Raw genomic sequence first — 16,766 nt, 5'->3', positions numbered from 1 at the left:
GGGGGTGTCGCCCATCCGGCAAAGAGTCGGGTATGTCCGTTCGCGGTGGTGTCGCAGCTGGCGCTGTCCTCCGCAGTGTCCTTGGCCTGCGGCTCCGCGTCCGCGCGTGATCCAAGGGGCCCCGGGTCTAGATTTAGTAGGACGTCCAACTATATGGTGAAGGGGCCGCGGAGCGGGGAAGCTGGTGCGAATCCAGCACGGTCCCGCCACTGTGACCGGGGGGAACGCCCGGGAGTCAGGTCACCGCTCGCGGCCCGAGAATTCGTGTGATCCACGAGGATGGAGCGAACACGCATGGTCAGCGAGCTGACGCATTTCGTGCATGGCAGGAACGTCCCGGGCCGGTCTGGTCTCTTCGGCGACGTCTACGACCCCAACACCGGTCAGGTGCAGGCACGCGTCCCCCTGGCGGACCGGGCGGAGACCGAACAGGTCATCGCCGACGCCGAGGCGGCGCAGATCGAGTGGGGTTCCTGGAGTGCCCAGCGCAGGGCCCGGGTCCTGCTGCGCTTCCTGCAGCTGGTCGAGCCGGAGCGGGAGTCCATCGCTCGGGCCCTGTCCGCCGAGCACGGCAAGACCGTCGCCGACGCGCACGGCGACCTCCAGCGGGGTCTGGAGGTGGTCGAGTTCGCCGCCGGCATCCCGCACCTGGCCAAGGGCGAGTTCTCCGACAACGCGGGCGCCGGGATCGACGTGCACTCCCTGCGCCAGCCCCTCGGCGTGGTCGCGGGCATCACCCCGTTCAACTTCCCGGCGATGATCCCGCTCTGGAAGGTCGCACCCGCGCTGGCCTGCGGGAACGCCTTCATTCTCAAGCCCTCCGAACGCGACCCCTCGGTGCCGCTCCGGCTGGCCGAACTGTTCCTGGAGGCCGGGCTGCCCCCGGGTGTGCTCAACGTCGTCAACGGCGGCAAGGAGACCGTGGACACCCTGCTCACCGACCCCCGCGTGGCCGCGGTGGGCTTCGTGGGCTCCACCCCGATCGCCGAGCACGTCTACTCCACCGCCACCGCGCACGGCAAGCGCGCCCAGTGCTTCGGCGGGGCCAAGAACCACATGGTCGTCATGCCCGACGCGGATCTCGACCAGGTCGCCGACGCCCTCATCGGCGCCGGCTACGGCTCGGCGGGCGAGCGCTGCATGGCCATCTCCGTCGCGGTTCCGGTGGGCGATAAGACCGCGGACGCCCTCGTCGCCAAGCTCACCGAGCGCATTTCCGACCTGACGGTCGGCACCTCCGACGACCCCGACGCCGACTTCGGCCCGCTCGTGTCCAAGGAAGCCTTGGAGAAGGTCGACTCCTACGTGGGGCTGGGCGTCGAAGAGGGCGCCGAACTGGTGGTCGACGGCCGCGGCCACAAGGTCAAGGGCAACGAGGACGGCTTCTTCACCGGGGCCTCCCTCTTCGACCGCGTCACCCCGGACATGCGGATCTACCAGGAGGAGATCTTCGGCCCGGTGCTGTGCGTGGTGCGCGCCGCCGACTACGCGGAGGCCCTGCGTCTGCCCAGCGAGCACGAGTACGGCAACGGCGTCTCCATCTTCACCCGGGACGGTGACACGGCGCGCGACTTCTCACAGCGGGTCGACACCGGCATGGTCGGCGTGAACGTGCCCATCCCGGTGCCCGTCGCTTACCACACCTTCGGCGGCTGGAAGCGCTCCGGATTCGGCGACCTCAACCAGCACGGGCCCGACTCCATCCGCTTCTACACCCGCACCAAGACCGTCACTTCGCGCTGGCCCTCCGGGGTCAAGGAGGGCGCGGAGTTCACCATCCCGGTCGTCCGGTGACCCCCGCGACCACGGACGAACAGCGCGCGCTGGCCGAGACCGCGCGCGGGTTCGCCGACGAACACCTCGCGCCCTTCGCCGTCGAGTGGGACCAGAACAAGCACTTCCCGGTCGATGTGCTCCGCAAGGCAGCCGAACTCGGTATGGGCGGACTCTACGTCTCCGAGGAATCCGGCGGCACCGGTCTGACCAGACACGACGGCGCCGTGGCCTTCGAGGCCCTGGCCACCGGCTGCCCGTCCGTCGCCGGCTACCTGTCCATCCACAACATGGTCGCCTGGATGGTGGACCGCTACGGCGACGACGACCAGAAGGCCCGCTGGCTGCCCGGCCTGTGCTCCATGGAGACCCTGGGCAGCTACTGCCTCACCGAACCGGGGGCCGGGTCCGACGCCGCCGCGCTCAGCACCCGCGCGGTCCGCGACGCCGGCGACTACGTCCTGACCGGGTCCAAGCAGTTCATCTCCGGGGCGGGAGCCTCCGAGGTGTACGTGGTGATGGCCCGCACCGGCGGCGACGGCGCCGCGGGGATCTCCGCGTTCGTCGTCCACCGAGAGGACCCCGGGGTCTCCTTCGGCGCTGACGAGGCCAAGATGGGCTGGAACGCCCAGCCCACCCGCCAGGTCCTCATGGACGGGGTGCGCCTGACCGCCGACCGGCGCCTGGGCGCGGAGGGCGACGGCTTCCGCATCGCGATGAACGGGCTCAACGGCGGCCGCCTCGGTATCGCCGCCTGCTCACTCGGCGGGGCCCTCGCCGCATTGGAGGCCACGACCTCCTACCTTGGTAGCAGGGAGGCCTTCGGCGCCCCGCTGATCAACGCCCAGGCGCTCCAGTTCCGGCTCGCGGAGATGGCCACCGAACTGGAGGCCGCCCGCTCCCTGCTGCGGCGGGCCGCCGCAGCCCTGGACGAGGGCGAACCCGAGGCCGCGCACCTGTGCGCCATGGCCAAGCGGTTCGCCACGGAAGCCGGATTCACCGTCGCCGACCAAGCCCTCCAACTGCACGGGGGGTACGGCTACCTGACGGAGTACGGCATTGAGAAGATCGTGCGCGACCTGAGGGTCCACCGAATCCTGGAAGGGACCAACGAGATCATGAGTCTGATCATCGCCCGCGGACTGACCGGGGCCGCCTGATGCCGAACGATGCCAGCGCCCCCAAAGGGACCGCGGCGCCGCAGGACGACAAGGTCCTGTTCAGCGTCGGGAACGGGCTCGGGCACGCCACGCTCAACCGGCCCCGCACCATCAACGCGCTCGACCACGACATGGTCCGCGTCCTCGACGACGCCCTGACCCGCTGGGAGAGGGATGACGCGGTCTCGGTGGTGCTGCTCGACGGCGCAGGAGACCGGGGCCTGTGCGCGGGCGGCGACATCCGCGCCATCAGGGCCAGCGCCGTGGACGGAGACAGCCAGGCCGCTGACTTCTGGCGGGACGAGTACCACCTCAACGCCCGGATCGCCCGTTACGCCAAGCCCTACGTCGCCCTCATGGACGGCGTGGTCATGGGCGGCGGCGTCGGTGTGTCCGCGCACGGCGCAGTGCGCGTGGTCACTGAACGCTCTTCTGTGGGCCTGCCGGAGACCACCATCGGGTTCGTGCCCGACGTGGGCGGCACCTACCTGCTCTCGCGGGCGCCGGGCGAGACCGGGACCCACCTGGCGCTCACCGGCACCCCGATCGGTGCCGCGGACGCGCTCTACACCGGCATGGCCGACCACTTCGTGCCCTCCGACCGGCTGGAGGACCTGGTCGCCGCGATCGCCAAGGCCGCGCCGGAGGCCGACGTCGCCGGTGCGGTGGGCCGCTACGCCGAGATCGCCCCGGCCGGGAAGCTGGCGGACCAGCGGTCCTGGATCGACAGCTGCTACTCCTCCGACGACGCTGAGGAGATCGTGGCGCGGTTGCGCGCCCACGGCGACCCGGAGGCCGCCAAGGCCGCTGACCTGATCGAGAGCAAGTCGCCGACCTCGGTGAAGACCACCTTGGCGGCGCTGCGCCGCGCTCGCGGGCTCGGCACCCTGGAGGAGGTCCTGGAGCAGGAGTACCGGGTCTCCTGTGCCGCGCTGGCCTGGCCGGACCTCGCGGAGGGTATCCGGGCACAGGTCATCGACAAGGACCGCAACCCGCAGTGGTCCCCGGCCACTCTCGCGGAGGTCACCGGCGCCGACGTCGCCCGCGCCTTCGAACCGGTGCCGGACGGGCCGGTCGGTCTCGCGGATCCGCCCGGCTCCGAGCGGTCCGACACGCAGTCCGCCACCGGAGGTGCGCCATGACCGCGATCGCCTTTGTGGGCCTCGGCAACATGGGTGGTCCGATGGCCGCCAACCTGGCCGCCGCCGGACACTCCGTCACCGGGTTCGACCTGGTTCCCGAGGCCCTGGAACGGGCAGCCGAGTCCGGTGTGCTGGTGGCGGGCTCCGCGGCCGAGGCGGTGGCCGACGCCGACGTCGTCGTCACCATGCTGCCGAGCGGCCGCCACCTGCTCGCCGCCTACCAGGGTGCCGACGGTACGGGCGGTGCGGACGGCGGGCTGCTGACCGCGGCCCGGACCGGCACGCTGTTCATCGACTGCTCGACGGTGGACGTGGCCGACGCACGCTCCGCCAACACGGCCGCCGTCGCCGCCGGACACCGGTCCGTGGACGCACCCGTCTCCGGGGGTGTTGCGGGTGCCGAGGGCGGGACGCTCACCTTCATGGTGGGTGCGGACGAGCCCGATTTCCCCTCGGCGGAGCCGCTGCTGAGCGCGATGGGAAAGAAGGTCGTCCACTGCGGCGGCCCGGGCGGCGGCCAGGCGGCCAAGATCTGCAACAACATGGTCCTGGGCGCGTCGATGCTGGCGGTGAGCGAGGCGTTCGTGCTGGGGGAGCGGCTGGGACTGACCCACCAGGCGCTGTACGACGTGATGTCGACGGCCTCGGGGCAGTGCTGGTCGCTGACGTCCTACTGTCCGGTCCCGGGGCCGGTTCCCGCCAGCCCGGCCAATAACGACTACAAGCCGGGGTTCGCGGCCTCGCTGATGGCCAAGGACCTGGGTCTGGCCGCCAACGCCCTCGAACAGGCCGGTGTGGAGTCGCGGATCGGGAGCCGGGCGGCCGAGATCTACCGGGCCTTCGCCGACGAACTGGACGGTGAGCGGGACTTCTCCGCGATCGTTGAGGCCGTCCGCGAGCGTTCAGAGAAGCCGGTTGAACCGGCTTCGGAGTGAGCCGCTGAGGACCGCGGGATCCCGACTGGGAGGCCGACCCGCGGCACACACGGGCGCGCCCCGGGTGCCCCCGCTCCCATCCCGGTTCGGGGCTACCCGGGGCGCGCGCTTGTGGCGGCCGCCGTGCGGGGCCGGTCAGAAGGGGGTCAGGGTGATCTCCAGGCCGGAGGGTCCGTGGTCCTGGACGTAGGACGCGAAGTCCTCGACGTCGTCGAAGGCGAAGCCGTAGGCCTTGCCGTCCTCGGTGTGGTCGTGGAAGACGCCGGCGTAGCGGTTGGCGATGTCGGCCAGGTAGAACTCGGCCGGGTCGTTGGTGGGCTGGTCGGCGAAGTCCAGCAGGGTGGAGCGGTTGAGCGCGGCGCCGACGATCGCCGCCACCGGGCCGGTGATGCCGTCGTTGGGTGCGTCCAGGGCGCCGTCGCAGAAGAACACGTCGCGCGTACTGGGCTTGGCGATCGGGGAGACCCCGCCGTCGAACAGCAGCTCGTCGCCCTCCACCCGGCCGGTGAAGGTCCCGGCGTTGGTGGTGACGGTCAGGTCGGTGCCCGCGTAGTGCGACCACACCTCGTCTACGTAGGGGTCGTAGTAGTCGGTGGGGAAGATCCCGGCGTCGAGACCGTGGCCGGGGGCGATGATCCGGTCGTCGAACACCAGCGATGAGAAGTCCGGGTCGGCGGCGACCGTCTCGAAGATCGCGTCGCGCCCGCCGGGCAGGAGGAAGCCGGTGCTCTGGTCGTCGTCACCGGTCAGCCGGATCCCGATCGGCACGCTGAACTGGTCCACCATCGTGGTGTTGCAGAACATGCCGTCCTCGTTGTGGGTGAACTCCACCGAGTCGTGCAGGACGTCGAAGCTGTCGTCGTCCTCGACCCAGCCCGAGGGGAGCTGGAGGGCGGGGTTGCCGTCGCCGTCCTCGACGATCCGGATCCCCAGCTTGCCGCCGAGGGCGAAGTAGATCCGGCCGGACATGTACGGCACCGTCCAGTCATCGGGCAGGGAGTCCAGGGGGATCGAGTAGTCCGTGTACCCGTCGTCGGTGTTGTCGTCGACGCTGACCGGGTGGGGCGTGCCTTCGGCGTCGACCCAGCAGTGGACGTCGTCCACCAGGTCGGTGCCGACGACGTACAGGAGCACTTCGTCGTCGCCGTAGCGGCCGCTTTCGTTGGCCACGCTCACCGGGAGCGCTCCCAAGTTGGCCGTGCCGGAAACGGGGTTGGCAGTCTGGGGCCTGGTGGCGCAACCGGCTGCGCCGAGCAGTGGGACCCCGGCGGCGAGCGAGGCGCCGCCCAGGAAGAGCCTGCGATTGATCATGTAGGTGTTGCTCCTCAGTAGCGGGTTGAAGAGATGCACCAATAGAGCCAGGAGGCCGCATTCGCGTCAACGGGTTCGCAGGGTTGGTTTCTGAGGTGCCCGCGTTACCCGTGGTTATGGCGTTGTGTGTGATTCATGTCACATTGGTCGGCCGACCGTGTATTCCAGGAGCCTGATCCCGTGTGATTCGTGGTCCCCCGCGAGACTCAGTCCCGCTTCCTCGGCCAGCGCCGTCAGTGCCTCGCTGTCCCGTTCCCTGCCGTTGAAGTACGCCAGCATCCGCACGTCGAGTTCGGTGGTGCCCCCGCCGGCGTCGTACTCGGCGACCAGGACCGTGCCCTCCGGTCCGGCGGCCTCGGCGCAGCGGCGCAGGATGGCCCGGGCCGAGGCGTCGTCCCAGTCGTGCAGGATCCAGCACAGGAGGTACGCGTCCCCGTCCGCGGGCAGCGGGTCGAAGAAGCTGCCCTCGACCGCCGCGGCGCGGTCCGCCAGCCCGGCGACCCGAAAGTTCTCCCGGGCCTCCGCCACCGGGCCGGACAGGTCCACGACGGTCCCGCCCGTGCTCGGGAAGCGGTCCAGCAGCACGCGCAGCAGCGAACCGTCCCCGCCGCCCACGTCCACGACGTGCTCCAGCGCCTCCCACTCGTACATCCGGGCCAGCACGCGGGCCTGCGCCGCCATGCGCGAGCCCATGATCCCGCTGAACGAGGCGGACAGGGCCGGGTCGGCGGACAGGTCGTCCCAGAAGCCCGATCCCCCGAAGTGCAGCCCGTACGCGGTCTCCCCGGTGCGCAGCGCTTCGGCCAGCTGCGCCAAGCACAGGTCGGCCCGCCCGTGGGCGCTGTCCGCGGCGAACCAGTCCAGCCTCGAGTACGGGTGGTCCGAGCGCAGCGCGGCACCGGTCTCCGTGAGCGCGAAGCGGTCCCCGTCCCGGGTGAACAGCCCTTCGTGCACCAGGTGCCGCAGCACCCTGGCCAGTGCCTCGGGCCGGGCGTCCACCGCGAGGCCGAGCTCCTCGGCGGTGTGCGGCCCTTCGGCGAGCTGGTCGGCCACCCGCAGGGTCGCCACCGCACGGATCGCCATCGGCGTGACCAGGCTGGCCTTGCCCCACAGCCGCCCCGCGGCCTCCCGCTCCTCCTCCGAACCCTGCTCCCCGCTCATCGAACCCTCTCTCCGCTGTCCCGGTCGGCCCGGATTTCCCATCGCCGACGGATGTACCCCGTAACCCCCTTCCCAAGAGCGGCAGGGTGTCTAGAGTCAGGGAAGCGTGGACCCGGGGGCGGGACATCAGGAGGCAGCCATGCCCGAGATCGACCTCAGCGACCTGACCCGGGGCGGTGACGGCTCGCCGGGCCTTCGGGCCTACCTGGCCCGCCCCGAGGGCGAGGGTCCGTGGCCAGGCGTGGTGGTGGCGCACGAGGCCTTCGGGGTCGACCGGGAGATGCGCCGCCACGCAGACCGCATGGCCCGCGCCGGGTACCTCACCGTTGTCCCCGACCTCTACAGCGAAGGCGGAATGCTGCGCTGCGTCCGCGGGGTCATGCGCGCCCTCAGCGCCGGGCACGGCCGGGCCTTCACGGACCTGCTCGCCGGTCGGGAGTGGCTGCGCGCCCAGGACGACTGCACCGGGAAGGTGGGCGTCATCGGCTTCTGCCTAGGCGGCGGCTTCGCGATCGCCGCCGCCCCCGACTTCGACGTCTCCGCCCCCAACTACGGATTCCTCCCCACGGACATCCAGGCCGTCGCGGCGCGCTCCTGCCCGGTGGTGGCCAGTTACGGCGCCAAGGACCGGCAGCTGAGAGGTGCCGCCAACCGGCTGCGCGGCGCCCTCTACGACGCGGGGGTGCGCAACGACGTCAAGGAGTACCTCGACGCAGGGCACTCCTTCCTCAATGAGGAGCCCAACGGCCCGAAACCCCTGCGCGTGGTACTGCGCGCGATGGGCACCGGTCCGCACCCGGAGTCCGCGGCGGATGCGTGGAAGCGGATCGAGGCCTTCTTCGCCGAGCACCTGCGAGAGCCGTACAAGGGCAAGCACGAAGCCCCACCCGACTCCTGACAAGGGCTCTGAAGAGCGCCGGGGCGGGCAGACCGCGCCGACCGGGTGTACCGGTCAGGCGACTACCCGCTCTCTACGTGGTGGCGCCCCGGTGCGCACACCAGCAAGTGGCCCCGGCGGTACCGTTCCCCTGCGCCCGGTTCGCGCAGCATCCGGCCGGTCTCCACGAACCCGGCTTCGCCGAGCAGCCCCGCGAGTTCGTCCACCGGCCACCGGTAGGCCGTCGCCACGGCGTGGTCGAAGTCCGCTACCGGCCCGCCCTCCGACTCGAAGAAGGCGAGCAGGAGGTGGCCGCCGGGAGCGAGTACCCGACGGAACTCGGCGAGGTACGCGGGCAGGTCCGGAGGCGGGGTGTGGATGACCGAGTACCAAGACACGATGCCGTCCAACCCGCCGTCGGCCAGATCCAGGGCGACCATGGAGCCGACCTCGAACCGCAGATCCGGGTAGGTCTCGCGGGCTAGGCCGATCATCACCGGCGACAGGTCCACGCCGAAGACATCCAGGCCCAGTCCCCGCAGATGCGCGGCCACGCGTCCGGGGCCGCATCCCAGATCAGCGACGGGCCCGGCGCCGGTGTCCCGCACGATCTCGGCGAACGCGGCGAGCACGGCGCGGTCCAAGGGAAGGGTGTCGAGCTCGTCGCGGGCGAACTCCGCGTACCGGGCGGCCACGGCATCGTAGGCGTGCGCTGTTGCGCGGAGGCGGGAGGCGGGTTCGGTCACGGGTGAAGACTCTCATGCTCCGATCCCCGCCTTGGCCACGCACCTGGCGTCCCTGCCTGACCCGGGCCGCCGAGGGGCACCTCATGGGCGTCCTGGGGTTGACCGCAGGTGGATCGGAGGGCTGGCCGCATACCGGTCGGAGGCCCCGGTTCCTAGCGTCTAAGGATGAGCTCCCCACCCGTGAACACCGGTCCCGGACGCGGCGCACTGCCCCTCCGGGAGATCTCGATCTTCGTTCTGCTCGCCTACGGGCTGGCCTGGCTCGTCTTCACCCCGCTCCTGCTGAACGGCACCTCGCCGGCCGACCCGGCGTTCGCCGTCGCTTCCCAGGTCTACATGTTCACCCCGGCGGTCGCCGCGCTCCTGGTGACCTTCTTCCTCTGGCGTCCGGCGAACGTGTGGCGGGCCTTGGGACTGAGCCCGCTGCGCCCGGTACGCAGGGTCGGCGGGTACACGCTGTCCGCCTTCGCGCTGTTCGTTCTCCTGCCCGCGGTGAGCCTGCTGGTGGCGGTCGCGTCCGGGGTCGTGCAGCTCGACCTCGAGCACTTCTCCGGGATCCGCGAGGTGCTGGCCGAACGGGCCCCGGAGGCCGCGGCCGCGATGCCGGAGACCGGGTTCCCCTCGGAGGCCTACCTCGTGGTCCTGGGCGGGGTCGTGCTCGCGTCTCCGCTGGTCCTGCTGATGTGCTTCGGCGAGGAGCTCGGCTGGCGGGGTTACCTGCTGCCGCGACTGATGCCGCTGGGCGTGTGGCCCGCGCTACTGGTCAGCGGGGTGATCCACGGCCTGTGGCACAGTCCCCAGCTATTCATTCACAGCACTGTGGGCAGTTTCGGGATCGCGGAGAACCTGTCGTTCCTCGCCTCCGTCGTCCTGATGGGGCTCATCCTGGGCTGGCTGCGGCTGGCCACCCGGTCGGTGTGGCCCGCCGTGGTCGGGCACGGGGTCAACAACGCCTTCTTGCCGGTCATCTCGCTCACCCTGATGCACGCCGACGGTCCGAGCGCCCCCTGGCTGTTTCCCGGGGGCAACGGAGGACTGATCGGCTTGGCGGTCATGGCCTCGGCGGCTCTCGCGGTCACCCTGCTGGTGGCGCGAAGGAGTGGTGTGGTCGGCTCCGGACCGGTCAGGGCCGGTGCGGCGTCCCGGGAGCACGGGTCGGCAGGGTGACCTCGGACGGGTGGTCGGCGTCGTGCACGACCTCGAAGTCCACCGCCCGCATCTCGGTGTCCAGCTGGTCGCCGGTACCGGTGTTGCGGGCGAACCGGGGGTGGGCGCCGCCCGCCACCAGCACTCGGAGCCGGTGGCGGGCGCGGAACACGTGGCCGGTCGGCCACAGCTCGACCTCGGCGACGCGCGTGCCGTCGGCGGCTTCGGGGGTGTGCGAGTCGAGGCGGACCAGGCCGTCGGTGACGTTCCTGGCGCGCCCGTTCGGTTCCACGTCGCACAGCCGGACGAAGACGTCCGCGTCGGGTGCGCTGGTGCGGACGTGGATACGGGCGCTGACCGGCCCGACCACCCACAGGTCCTCGGGCAGGGCGGGCCCGGTGAAGGTGAGCACGTCGTCCCGTTCGGCCAGCGCCCGGTTGTCCACAGACCCGCCGCCCCGCATGACCGAACCACCCGCGCTGGGGGTGGGGTCCCGCGGGTCGAAGCGGAACCGGGACGGGGACGCGGTGTGGGAGCCGAGCGCGGGTTCGGTGGGGGAGAGGACGTCACCTCCGCGCAAGTGCCAGGTTTCGGGAGTCCCACCCGGCGGCGGCCAGGCGGGTGACCTGCACCAGCGGTCGGCGCCGCCCACGAACACCCGCACTTCGGGCTCGGGCAGGTAACCCCTGTCGCGCAGGGCCAGGTCCAGGGTCGCGAACGCGTCCCGCAGGTGCTTCGGCGACATCACCCCCTGGCCGTGCGACCACGGTCCGATCCGCAGCCGTACCTCGCGGCCGCTCTCCACCAAAGCGGAGTGGTCGCGGAGCATGGTCGGCAGGAAGAAGTCGAACCAACCGCCGGAGAGGTGGACGACCGGCGGCATGTGCTCCACTGAGCTGAAGTCCGTACCCTCCCAGTACGCTCCCGGCTCTGGGTGGCGCAGCCACTCCTGGAACCAGTCGACGTGTTCGCCGACGGCCGCCGCGTCCGCTTCCGTGATCGGGACTCTCGCGCACGCCTCCCGCATCCGGCGGTCGGCGTCCGCCTCCTCACGCAGCTGGCGTAGGAAGGACTCGCCGCCGGGGGAGTGCAGGCGGTGGACCACGTCGGTCCAGCCGAGCGCGCTACCCAGGGCGAACGCGCCGCCCGGGTACAGGAAGGGGTGGATCCGGGAGGGCGCGTCCTGGATGACGGCCGCACGCCACTCGGGGATGTGCTCGCGCGCCAGTTCCCACTGGGAGAAGCCGAGATAGCTGGTGCCGATTGTGGCGAAGCGGCCGGGGAACCAGGGTTGGACGCGCATCCACTCCACCGTCGCCGGGCCGTCGCCCTCGGGGGAGCGGAACGGCGCGAAGGCGCCGCCGGAGCCGGAAGTGCCGCGCAGACTGACGTGCAGGACCTGGTAGCCGCGGGCGGCGATGAACCGGTCCAGTATGGCTTGGGGGCCGCTGCGGCCGTAGGGGCCGCGCATGAGGACGAGCGGGGCCTGGGGGTCGTTGCTCGGGTAGCGGCGGTCCGCCAGGAGGGTGGCGCCGTCCGGCATCGGGATCTCGAGGTCGTGTTCGACACGAACGGTGAACAGGCTCTGGGTCAGCGCTCGTCGGCTGAGCAGGGTCTGGTTCTCGGGCATGTTCTTCCCCTCCTGCAAGGGTGAAGCGTCCGGGCCACCGACCCTACGCTGCGGGCCCTGCAGGAGGGGAGGACCCCGGTGGTGGTCAGCCCGCCAGCCGCTGGGCGGGCAGCGGCACCGAACGGCGCTCGCGGCCGGTGTAGCTGCTCAGCGGGCGGATGAGCGCGTTGGCTTCCTGCTGCTCCAGGATATGCGCGGTCCAGCCGGTGATCCGGGCCATCACGAACAGCGGGGTGAACGTCGGGACCTCGAATCCCATCAGGTGGTAGGCCGGGCCCGCCGGGTAGTCGAGGTTCGGGTGGATAGCCTTGCGCTCGGCCATGGCCCGCTCCATCGCCTCGTACAGCTCCATGAGCCCGTCGGCGCCCTTGAGCTCGGCCAACTTCCCGAGCGCGTCGTGCATGGTGGGGACCCGAGAGTCTCCGCGCTTGTAGACGCGGTGGCCGAAGCCCATGATCTTGCGCTTGTCGGCGAGCGCCTGGTCCAGCCAGCCGGCGGCCCGGTCGGCGGAACCGATCTCGGTGAGCATGTGCATGACGGCCTCGTTGGCGCCGCCGTGCAGGGAACCCTTGAGCGCGCCGATCGCCGCGGTGACCGAGCTGTAGATGTCCGACAGCGTCGACGTCACCACACGGGCGGTGAACGTGGAGGCGTTGAAGCTGTGCTCGGCGTAGAGGATCATCGAGACCTCGAAGCAGCGCACCACCTCGGTCTCGGGCACCTCCCCGAAGCACATGTAGAAGAAGTTCTCCGCGTAGTCCAGGCCCGGGTCCGGCTGGACGGGCTCCAAGCCCTGGCGGCGCCGGTGGTCGGCGGCGACGACCGTTGGGAGCTTGGCCAGCATCGCCTCGGCCTTCACCCGGTTGGCCGCGACCGAGTTGTCCTCCTCGGCGGGGTCGTCCGCGCCGAGGTAGCTGATGGCGGTGCGCAGCACGTCCATGGGGTGCGCGGTCTCGGGGAGGCGGCGCAGCAGCTCCAGGGTGTGCCGGTCCAGGGAGCGGTTGGCCCGCTCACGGGCGGTGAACTCGCGCAACTGCGCCGCCGTGGGCAGTTCCCCGTACCAGAGCAGGTAGGCGACCTCCTCGAACGTGCACGAGGCGGCCAGGTCCTGCACCGGGTAGCCGCGGTAGGTCAGCGAGTTGGAGGCCTCGTCGACCATGGAGATCTCGGTGGTGTCGACCACCACCCCGGCCAGGCCCTTGCGGATCGCCGTGTCGGTCATGCTCACCACATCCGTTCAGATCGTGAAGTTGAAGACGTCGCCGTCGAAGGCGTTGTAGGCGGGGTAGTCGAGGAGTTCGTAGAGGCGTTTGCGGGTCTGCATCCGGTCGACGACGCCCGCCTGGGTGCCCTCGTCCCGGATGGTGCGCAACCCGTCCTCCACTGCGCCCATCGCCAGGCGCAGTGTGGTGACCGGGTAGATCACCATGTTCATCCCGAGGGACTCCAGCTGCTCGGCGGTGAGCAGCTCGCTCTTGCCGAACTCGGTCATGTTGGCCAGCAGCGGCACGTCCACGGCTTTACGGAAGGCCTCGAAGTCGGCGGGACCGCGCATCGCCTCAGGGAAGACCATGTCGGCGCCGGCGTCCACGTAGGCCTTGGCGCGGTCGATCGCCGCGTCCAGGCCCTCGACCGCCGCCGCGTCGGTGCGGGCGCACACGAGGAAGCCGTCGTCGCGGCGGGCGCTGACGGCGGCGCGGATCCTGCGGACCATGGTGTCGGTGTCGGCGATGGTCTTACCGTCGAGGTGCCCGCAGCGCTTGGGGTTGACCTGGTCCTCCAGGTGGCACCCGGCGATCCCGGCGTCCTCCAGGGACTGCAGGGTGCGGGCGGCGTTCATCGGCTCGCCGAACCCGGTGTCGGCGTCGATGAGCGTGGGCAGGTCGGAGACCCGGGCGATCTGGCCGCCGCGCCCGGCCACCTCAGTGAGGGTGGTCAGGCCGATGTCGGGCAGGGCCAGGTCGGCGGCGATCACCGCGCCGGAGACGTACACCCCGTCGAAGCCCAGCTCCTGGATGAGCACTGCGGTGAGCGGGTTGACCGCGCCGGGGACTTTCAGGAGACGGTTGGACGCGAGGTCCTCGCGCAGGCGGCGTCGTTTTTCGTGCGGGGCCGTGGTGGCATGCAGCATCAGAAGATCCCCTTGGAGGTGGGCAGGCCGTCCGGTGTGGTGGCGGAGTCCTCAGTGAAGGACAGCTCGCGCACCTCGTCAGCGGTGAGTTCGGGCAGGCGCTCGACAAGTCCGAGGAAGCGGTCCTGGTCCTCCTTGGACAGGACCCCCTCGGCGAGGTTACGGAACTTGGCCACGTAGTCCGGGCGGGTGAAGGGGCGGGCGCCGAGCGGGTGCGCGTCGGCCATCGCGATCTCGTCCTCGATCACGGTGCCGTCCTCCAGCTCCACGACCACGCGGCCGCCGAAGGCCTTCTTGGTCGGGTCCGTCGCGTGGTAGCGCTCGGTCCACACCGGGTCCTCGACCGTGGTGACCTTCTGCCACAGCTCGACGGTGTCCGGGCGCTGGGCGCGCTCGGGGGCGTAAGACTTCTCGTGGTGCCACTCCCCGTCCTGGAGGGCCACCGCGAAGATGTAGGGGATCGAGTGGTCCAGGGTCTCCCGGCTGGCCTTCGGGTCCATCTTCTGCGGGTCGCCCGATCCGGTGCCGATCACGTAGTGCGTGTGGTGGCTGGTGTGGATGGTGACCGAGAGGACCTTCGAGGTGTCTCCGACCTTCGGACCGAGCCGACGGGCGAGGTCGATGAGGGCCTGGCTCTGGTACTCGGCGGAGTGCTCCTTGGTGTAGGTCTCCAGGATGCCGCGCTTGGCCTCGCCCGGTCCGGGGAGTTCCACGACGTACTCGACACCCGGGCCGCTGAGCAGGTAGGCGATGAAGCCGTCCTCGCCCTCGTAAGCGGGGGAGGGTGCGCCCTCGCCGCGCATGGCGCGGTCCACGGACTCCACGGCCATCTTCCCGGCGAACGCGGGGGCGAAGGCCTTCCAGCTGGAGATCTCGCCCTTGCGGGACTGGCGCGTGGTGGTGGTGACGTGCAGGGCCTGCTGGACCGCCTGGTAGACGGTCTCGGTGTCGAGGTCCAAGAGCGTTCCGATGCCGGCGGCGGCCGACGGGCCCAGGTGGGCGATGTGGTCGATCTTGTGCTCGTGCAGGCAGATGCCCTTCACCAGCGCGACCTGGATCTCGTACCCGGTGGCGATGCCCCGCACCAGGTCCCGGCCGTCCCGGCCCAGGTGCTGGGCGACGGCGAGGATCGGCGGGATGTTGTCGCCGGGGTGGGAGTAGTCGGCGGCGAGGTAGGTGTCGTGGAAGTCCAGTTCGCGGACGGCGACCCCGTTGGCCCAGGCGGCCCACTCGGGTGAGACCCGGGTGGACGGCGGGGTGCCCATGATCGCCGCGCCGGGCGTCAGCGGGTGCCGGGTGGCCTGGGCGCGCGCGCCGCGCACGGGGCGGCGGCGCAGGGAGGCGGCGGCCACGGCCGCGTTGTCGATGATCCGGTTCCCGATCATCTCCACGACGTCGTGCTCCACCGGGACCCCGTCGGTCGCCACGGAGGCGATCCGGTGGGCCAGCTGCTCTTCCTTGGCGGGCCCCTCGGAGCTCCGGTGGACCCGGACGCGGTGCTGCACCATGTTCATCCCCTCGACGCTGTTGCTGTGCGACCGATGCTGTGCGACCGATGCTGTGCGACCGATGCTGTGCGACCGAGGTTGGCACGGTGGTAAGGGCAGGTGGAAGGACCTAAATCTGCTGGGTTGTGCTAACGGGGTGGGGTGATTCAGCTAAGCCTGCTAAGGCTGTTGTGCCGGCTGAGGCGTGCTGAGGCCTGCTCATTCCTCATGCCCTGGCCTGCTCATTCCTCATGCCCTGTGGGTGTGCTCGTGGGCATGGCTCGTTGGGTTTTGGGGGTGGGTTCGCCCGTGGGGGTGTTGGGTGCGCTGGGGTAGTGGGTCCGCTGGGTGGGCCCGCTTGGGGTATTGGGGCTGTTGGGGTAGTGGGGCCGCGGTCTTGTGCGGGTGGTTCTCCCCCTTTTCCTGCCGCTTGATGGTGGCCGTCTCCGCTGCGCGCCTCAAGGTCGTCGCCATCGAGCGCTTCGCGCGTCATTGGCGCTCCACCTTGACCCGCTTCGCTGCGACGGCGGGTCGGCGGCAGTCAGGAAAGGGGGAGGTGTGGTCGGGGTAGCGATGGTCCGGCCTTCGGCCGGACCCCAACGGCACAAGCACGGCCTGGCGGCCGTCAGCGGCCACTCCGCCGGCGCGTTGACGGGTCGGGTGTCGCGGCGGGTCATGCTCTGCTGCGAACCCCTCGGCCTGGGGGCCGATGCCTGCCCCTGCGCCGGCGCGGAACGGTTGCGGGTGTCGCGGCCGGTCATTCTCTGCTGCGAACCGCAACGGGCGGCCTTTTTCCCCGATGATCTTGCCCCCAGCTCCACCCTCGACCGTCGAGAGTGGAGACAGGGGCAAGATCATCCCCTATGAGCGACCTGGAATTCCCGGTGCCAATAAACACCACACCAGGTGGCCTGAATCAGGAGCCTGAAGAAAGTCAGGGGGCACCCCTGACGAAAGTCATGCATTCAGCACGAACCAGCGATAATACTTCCTTTGTTCGACCCTTTCGCTTACAATAGAAGAATGACGATCTCTCCTGAAGCACCCACCCCCACCGGGCACACCCCGGTGGATACCGCGGTGGTCGCTGCTCGGGACGAGACCACCGCGTTCTTCGACCGCGACGTGCCCCCGGGAGCAGCGGGCGAGGTGCTGGACCAGGCCACCCGCGTGTGGGAACACCTCGACCAGATCAAAGTCTCCATGGCCGCACGGCTGGCCCAACTCGAAGCCACCGGCCAGCTGCTGGAACAGGGCGGACAGAGGA

At 70.6% G+C, this 16,766-nt stretch carries 13 protein-coding genes, 1 pseudogene and 1 riboswitch; of the genes and pseudogenes, 7 read left to right on the top strand and 7 right to left on the bottom strand.

Translation table 11 applies throughout. The features are described from left to right. The first annotated feature begins 148 nt into the window (after nucleotides 1-148). Nucleotides 149-296: riboswitch (adenosylcobalamin (AdoCbl) riboswitch) on the top strand. From ACYVDG_RS07995 to mmsB, 4 genes are all read left to right on the top strand, one after another. Further along, complete coding sequence (locus ACYVDG_RS07995) at nucleotides 295-1,794, top strand: CoA-acylating methylmalonate-semialdehyde dehydrogenase (protein WP_460747777.1); 1,500 nt, start codon at nucleotides 295-297, stop codon at nucleotides 1,792-1,794. It overlaps the preceding riboswitch by 2 nt. Next, nucleotides 1,791-2,933 (top strand): acyl-CoA dehydrogenase family protein, encoded by a 1,143-nt coding sequence (locus ACYVDG_RS07990; protein WP_460747776.1) that lies wholly within the window; start codon nucleotides 1,791-1,793, stop codon nucleotides 2,931-2,933. The genes ACYVDG_RS07995 and ACYVDG_RS07990 overlap by 4 nt, the downstream gene beginning before the upstream one ends. Beyond that, nucleotides 2,933-4,075 carry an enoyl-CoA hydratase/isomerase family protein gene (locus ACYVDG_RS07985; RefSeq protein WP_460747775.1) on the top strand — a complete coding sequence of 381 codons (1,143 nt, stop codon included), beginning with the start codon at nucleotides 2,933-2,935 and terminating at the stop codon, nucleotides 4,073-4,075. Before ACYVDG_RS07990 ends, ACYVDG_RS07985 begins: the two co-directional genes overlap by 1 nt. After that, the gene (mmsB, locus tag ACYVDG_RS07980) at nucleotides 4,072-5,010 is read left to right on the top strand and encodes a 3-hydroxyisobutyrate dehydrogenase (protein WP_460747774.1); all 939 of its coding nucleotides are present in this window, start codon (nucleotides 4,072-4,074) and stop codon (nucleotides 5,008-5,010) included. Before ACYVDG_RS07985 ends, mmsB begins: the two co-directional genes overlap by 4 nt. A 135-nt stretch (nucleotides 5,011-5,145) precedes the next feature. Here mmsB and ACYVDG_RS07975 read toward each other — a convergent pair whose 3' ends face one another. Continuing rightward, nucleotides 5,146-6,321, bottom strand: a complete 1,176-nt coding sequence (locus ACYVDG_RS07975; RefSeq protein WP_460747773.1) for a beta-1,3-glucanase family protein — start codon at nucleotides 6,319-6,321, stop codon at nucleotides 5,146-5,148. Between the two features lie 138 nt (nucleotides 6,322-6,459). Further along, nucleotides 6,460-7,482 (bottom strand): methyltransferase, encoded by a 1,023-nt coding sequence (locus ACYVDG_RS07970; RefSeq protein ID WP_460747771.1) that lies wholly within the window; start codon nucleotides 7,480-7,482, stop codon nucleotides 6,460-6,462. Between the two features lie 139 nt (nucleotides 7,483-7,621). Here ACYVDG_RS07970 and ACYVDG_RS07965 point away from each other — a divergent pair, with 139 nt between their 5' ends. Further along, entirely contained in the window at nucleotides 7,622-8,380 is a 759-nt protein-coding gene (locus tag ACYVDG_RS07965) for a dienelactone hydrolase family protein (protein ID WP_460747770.1), read from the top strand. A 62-nt stretch (nucleotides 8,381-8,442) separates the two neighbouring features. Here the strand turns inward: ACYVDG_RS07965 and ACYVDG_RS07960 are convergent, their stop codons facing one another. Then, nucleotides 8,443-9,105, bottom strand: coding sequence for a class I SAM-dependent methyltransferase (locus ACYVDG_RS07960; protein ID WP_460747769.1), 663 nt, complete (start codon nucleotides 9,103-9,105; stop codon nucleotides 8,443-8,445). 165 nt (nucleotides 9,106-9,270) lie between these two features. Here ACYVDG_RS07960 and ACYVDG_RS07955 point away from each other — a divergent pair, with 165 nt between their 5' ends. Then, the gene (locus tag ACYVDG_RS07955) at nucleotides 9,271-10,272 is read left to right on the top strand and encodes a lysostaphin resistance A-like protein (protein WP_460747768.1); all 1,002 of its coding nucleotides are present in this window, start codon (nucleotides 9,271-9,273) and stop codon (nucleotides 10,270-10,272) included. Here the strand turns inward: ACYVDG_RS07955 and ACYVDG_RS07950 are convergent. The 4 genes from ACYVDG_RS07950 to ACYVDG_RS07935 all read right to left on the bottom strand — a co-directional run bounded on the left by ACYVDG_RS07950 (nucleotide 10,229) and on the right by ACYVDG_RS07935 (nucleotide 15,520). After that, a complete protein-coding gene (locus ACYVDG_RS07950; protein WP_460747767.1) occupies nucleotides 10,229-11,881 on the bottom strand; it encodes a CocE/NonD family hydrolase in 1,653 nt (550 codons plus the stop codon). The genes ACYVDG_RS07955 and ACYVDG_RS07950 overlap by 44 nt on opposite strands. A gap of 85 nt (nucleotides 11,882-11,966) precedes the next feature. Further along, entirely contained in the window at nucleotides 11,967-13,103 is a 1,137-nt protein-coding gene (locus ACYVDG_RS07945; RefSeq protein WP_460747766.1) for a bifunctional 2-methylcitrate synthase/citrate synthase, read from the bottom strand. 15 nt (nucleotides 13,104-13,118) lie between these two features. Continuing rightward, nucleotides 13,119-14,012: a methylisocitrate lyase gene (gene prpB, locus ACYVDG_RS07940; protein ID WP_460747765.1), complete on the bottom strand. Its 894-nt coding sequence runs from the start codon at nucleotides 14,010-14,012 to the stop codon at nucleotides 13,119-13,121. Continuing rightward, nucleotides 14,012-15,520 (bottom strand): MmgE/PrpD family protein, encoded by a 1,509-nt coding sequence (locus ACYVDG_RS07935; protein WP_460747764.1) that lies wholly within the window; start codon nucleotides 15,518-15,520, stop codon nucleotides 14,012-14,014. The genes prpB and ACYVDG_RS07935 overlap by 1 nt, the downstream gene beginning before the upstream one ends. 1,002 nt (nucleotides 15,521-16,522) lie before the next feature. Here ACYVDG_RS07935 and ACYVDG_RS07930 point away from each other — a divergent pair. Next, nucleotides 16,523-16,766, top strand: a pseudogene (locus ACYVDG_RS07930) (HNH endonuclease); the annotation flags it as partial.

The sequence above is a fragment of the Nocardiopsis oceani genome (assembly GCF_054777395.1).
The sequence above is the reverse complement of the archived record's forward strand: the minus strand, read 5'-3'. Positions and strand labels throughout refer to the sequence as shown.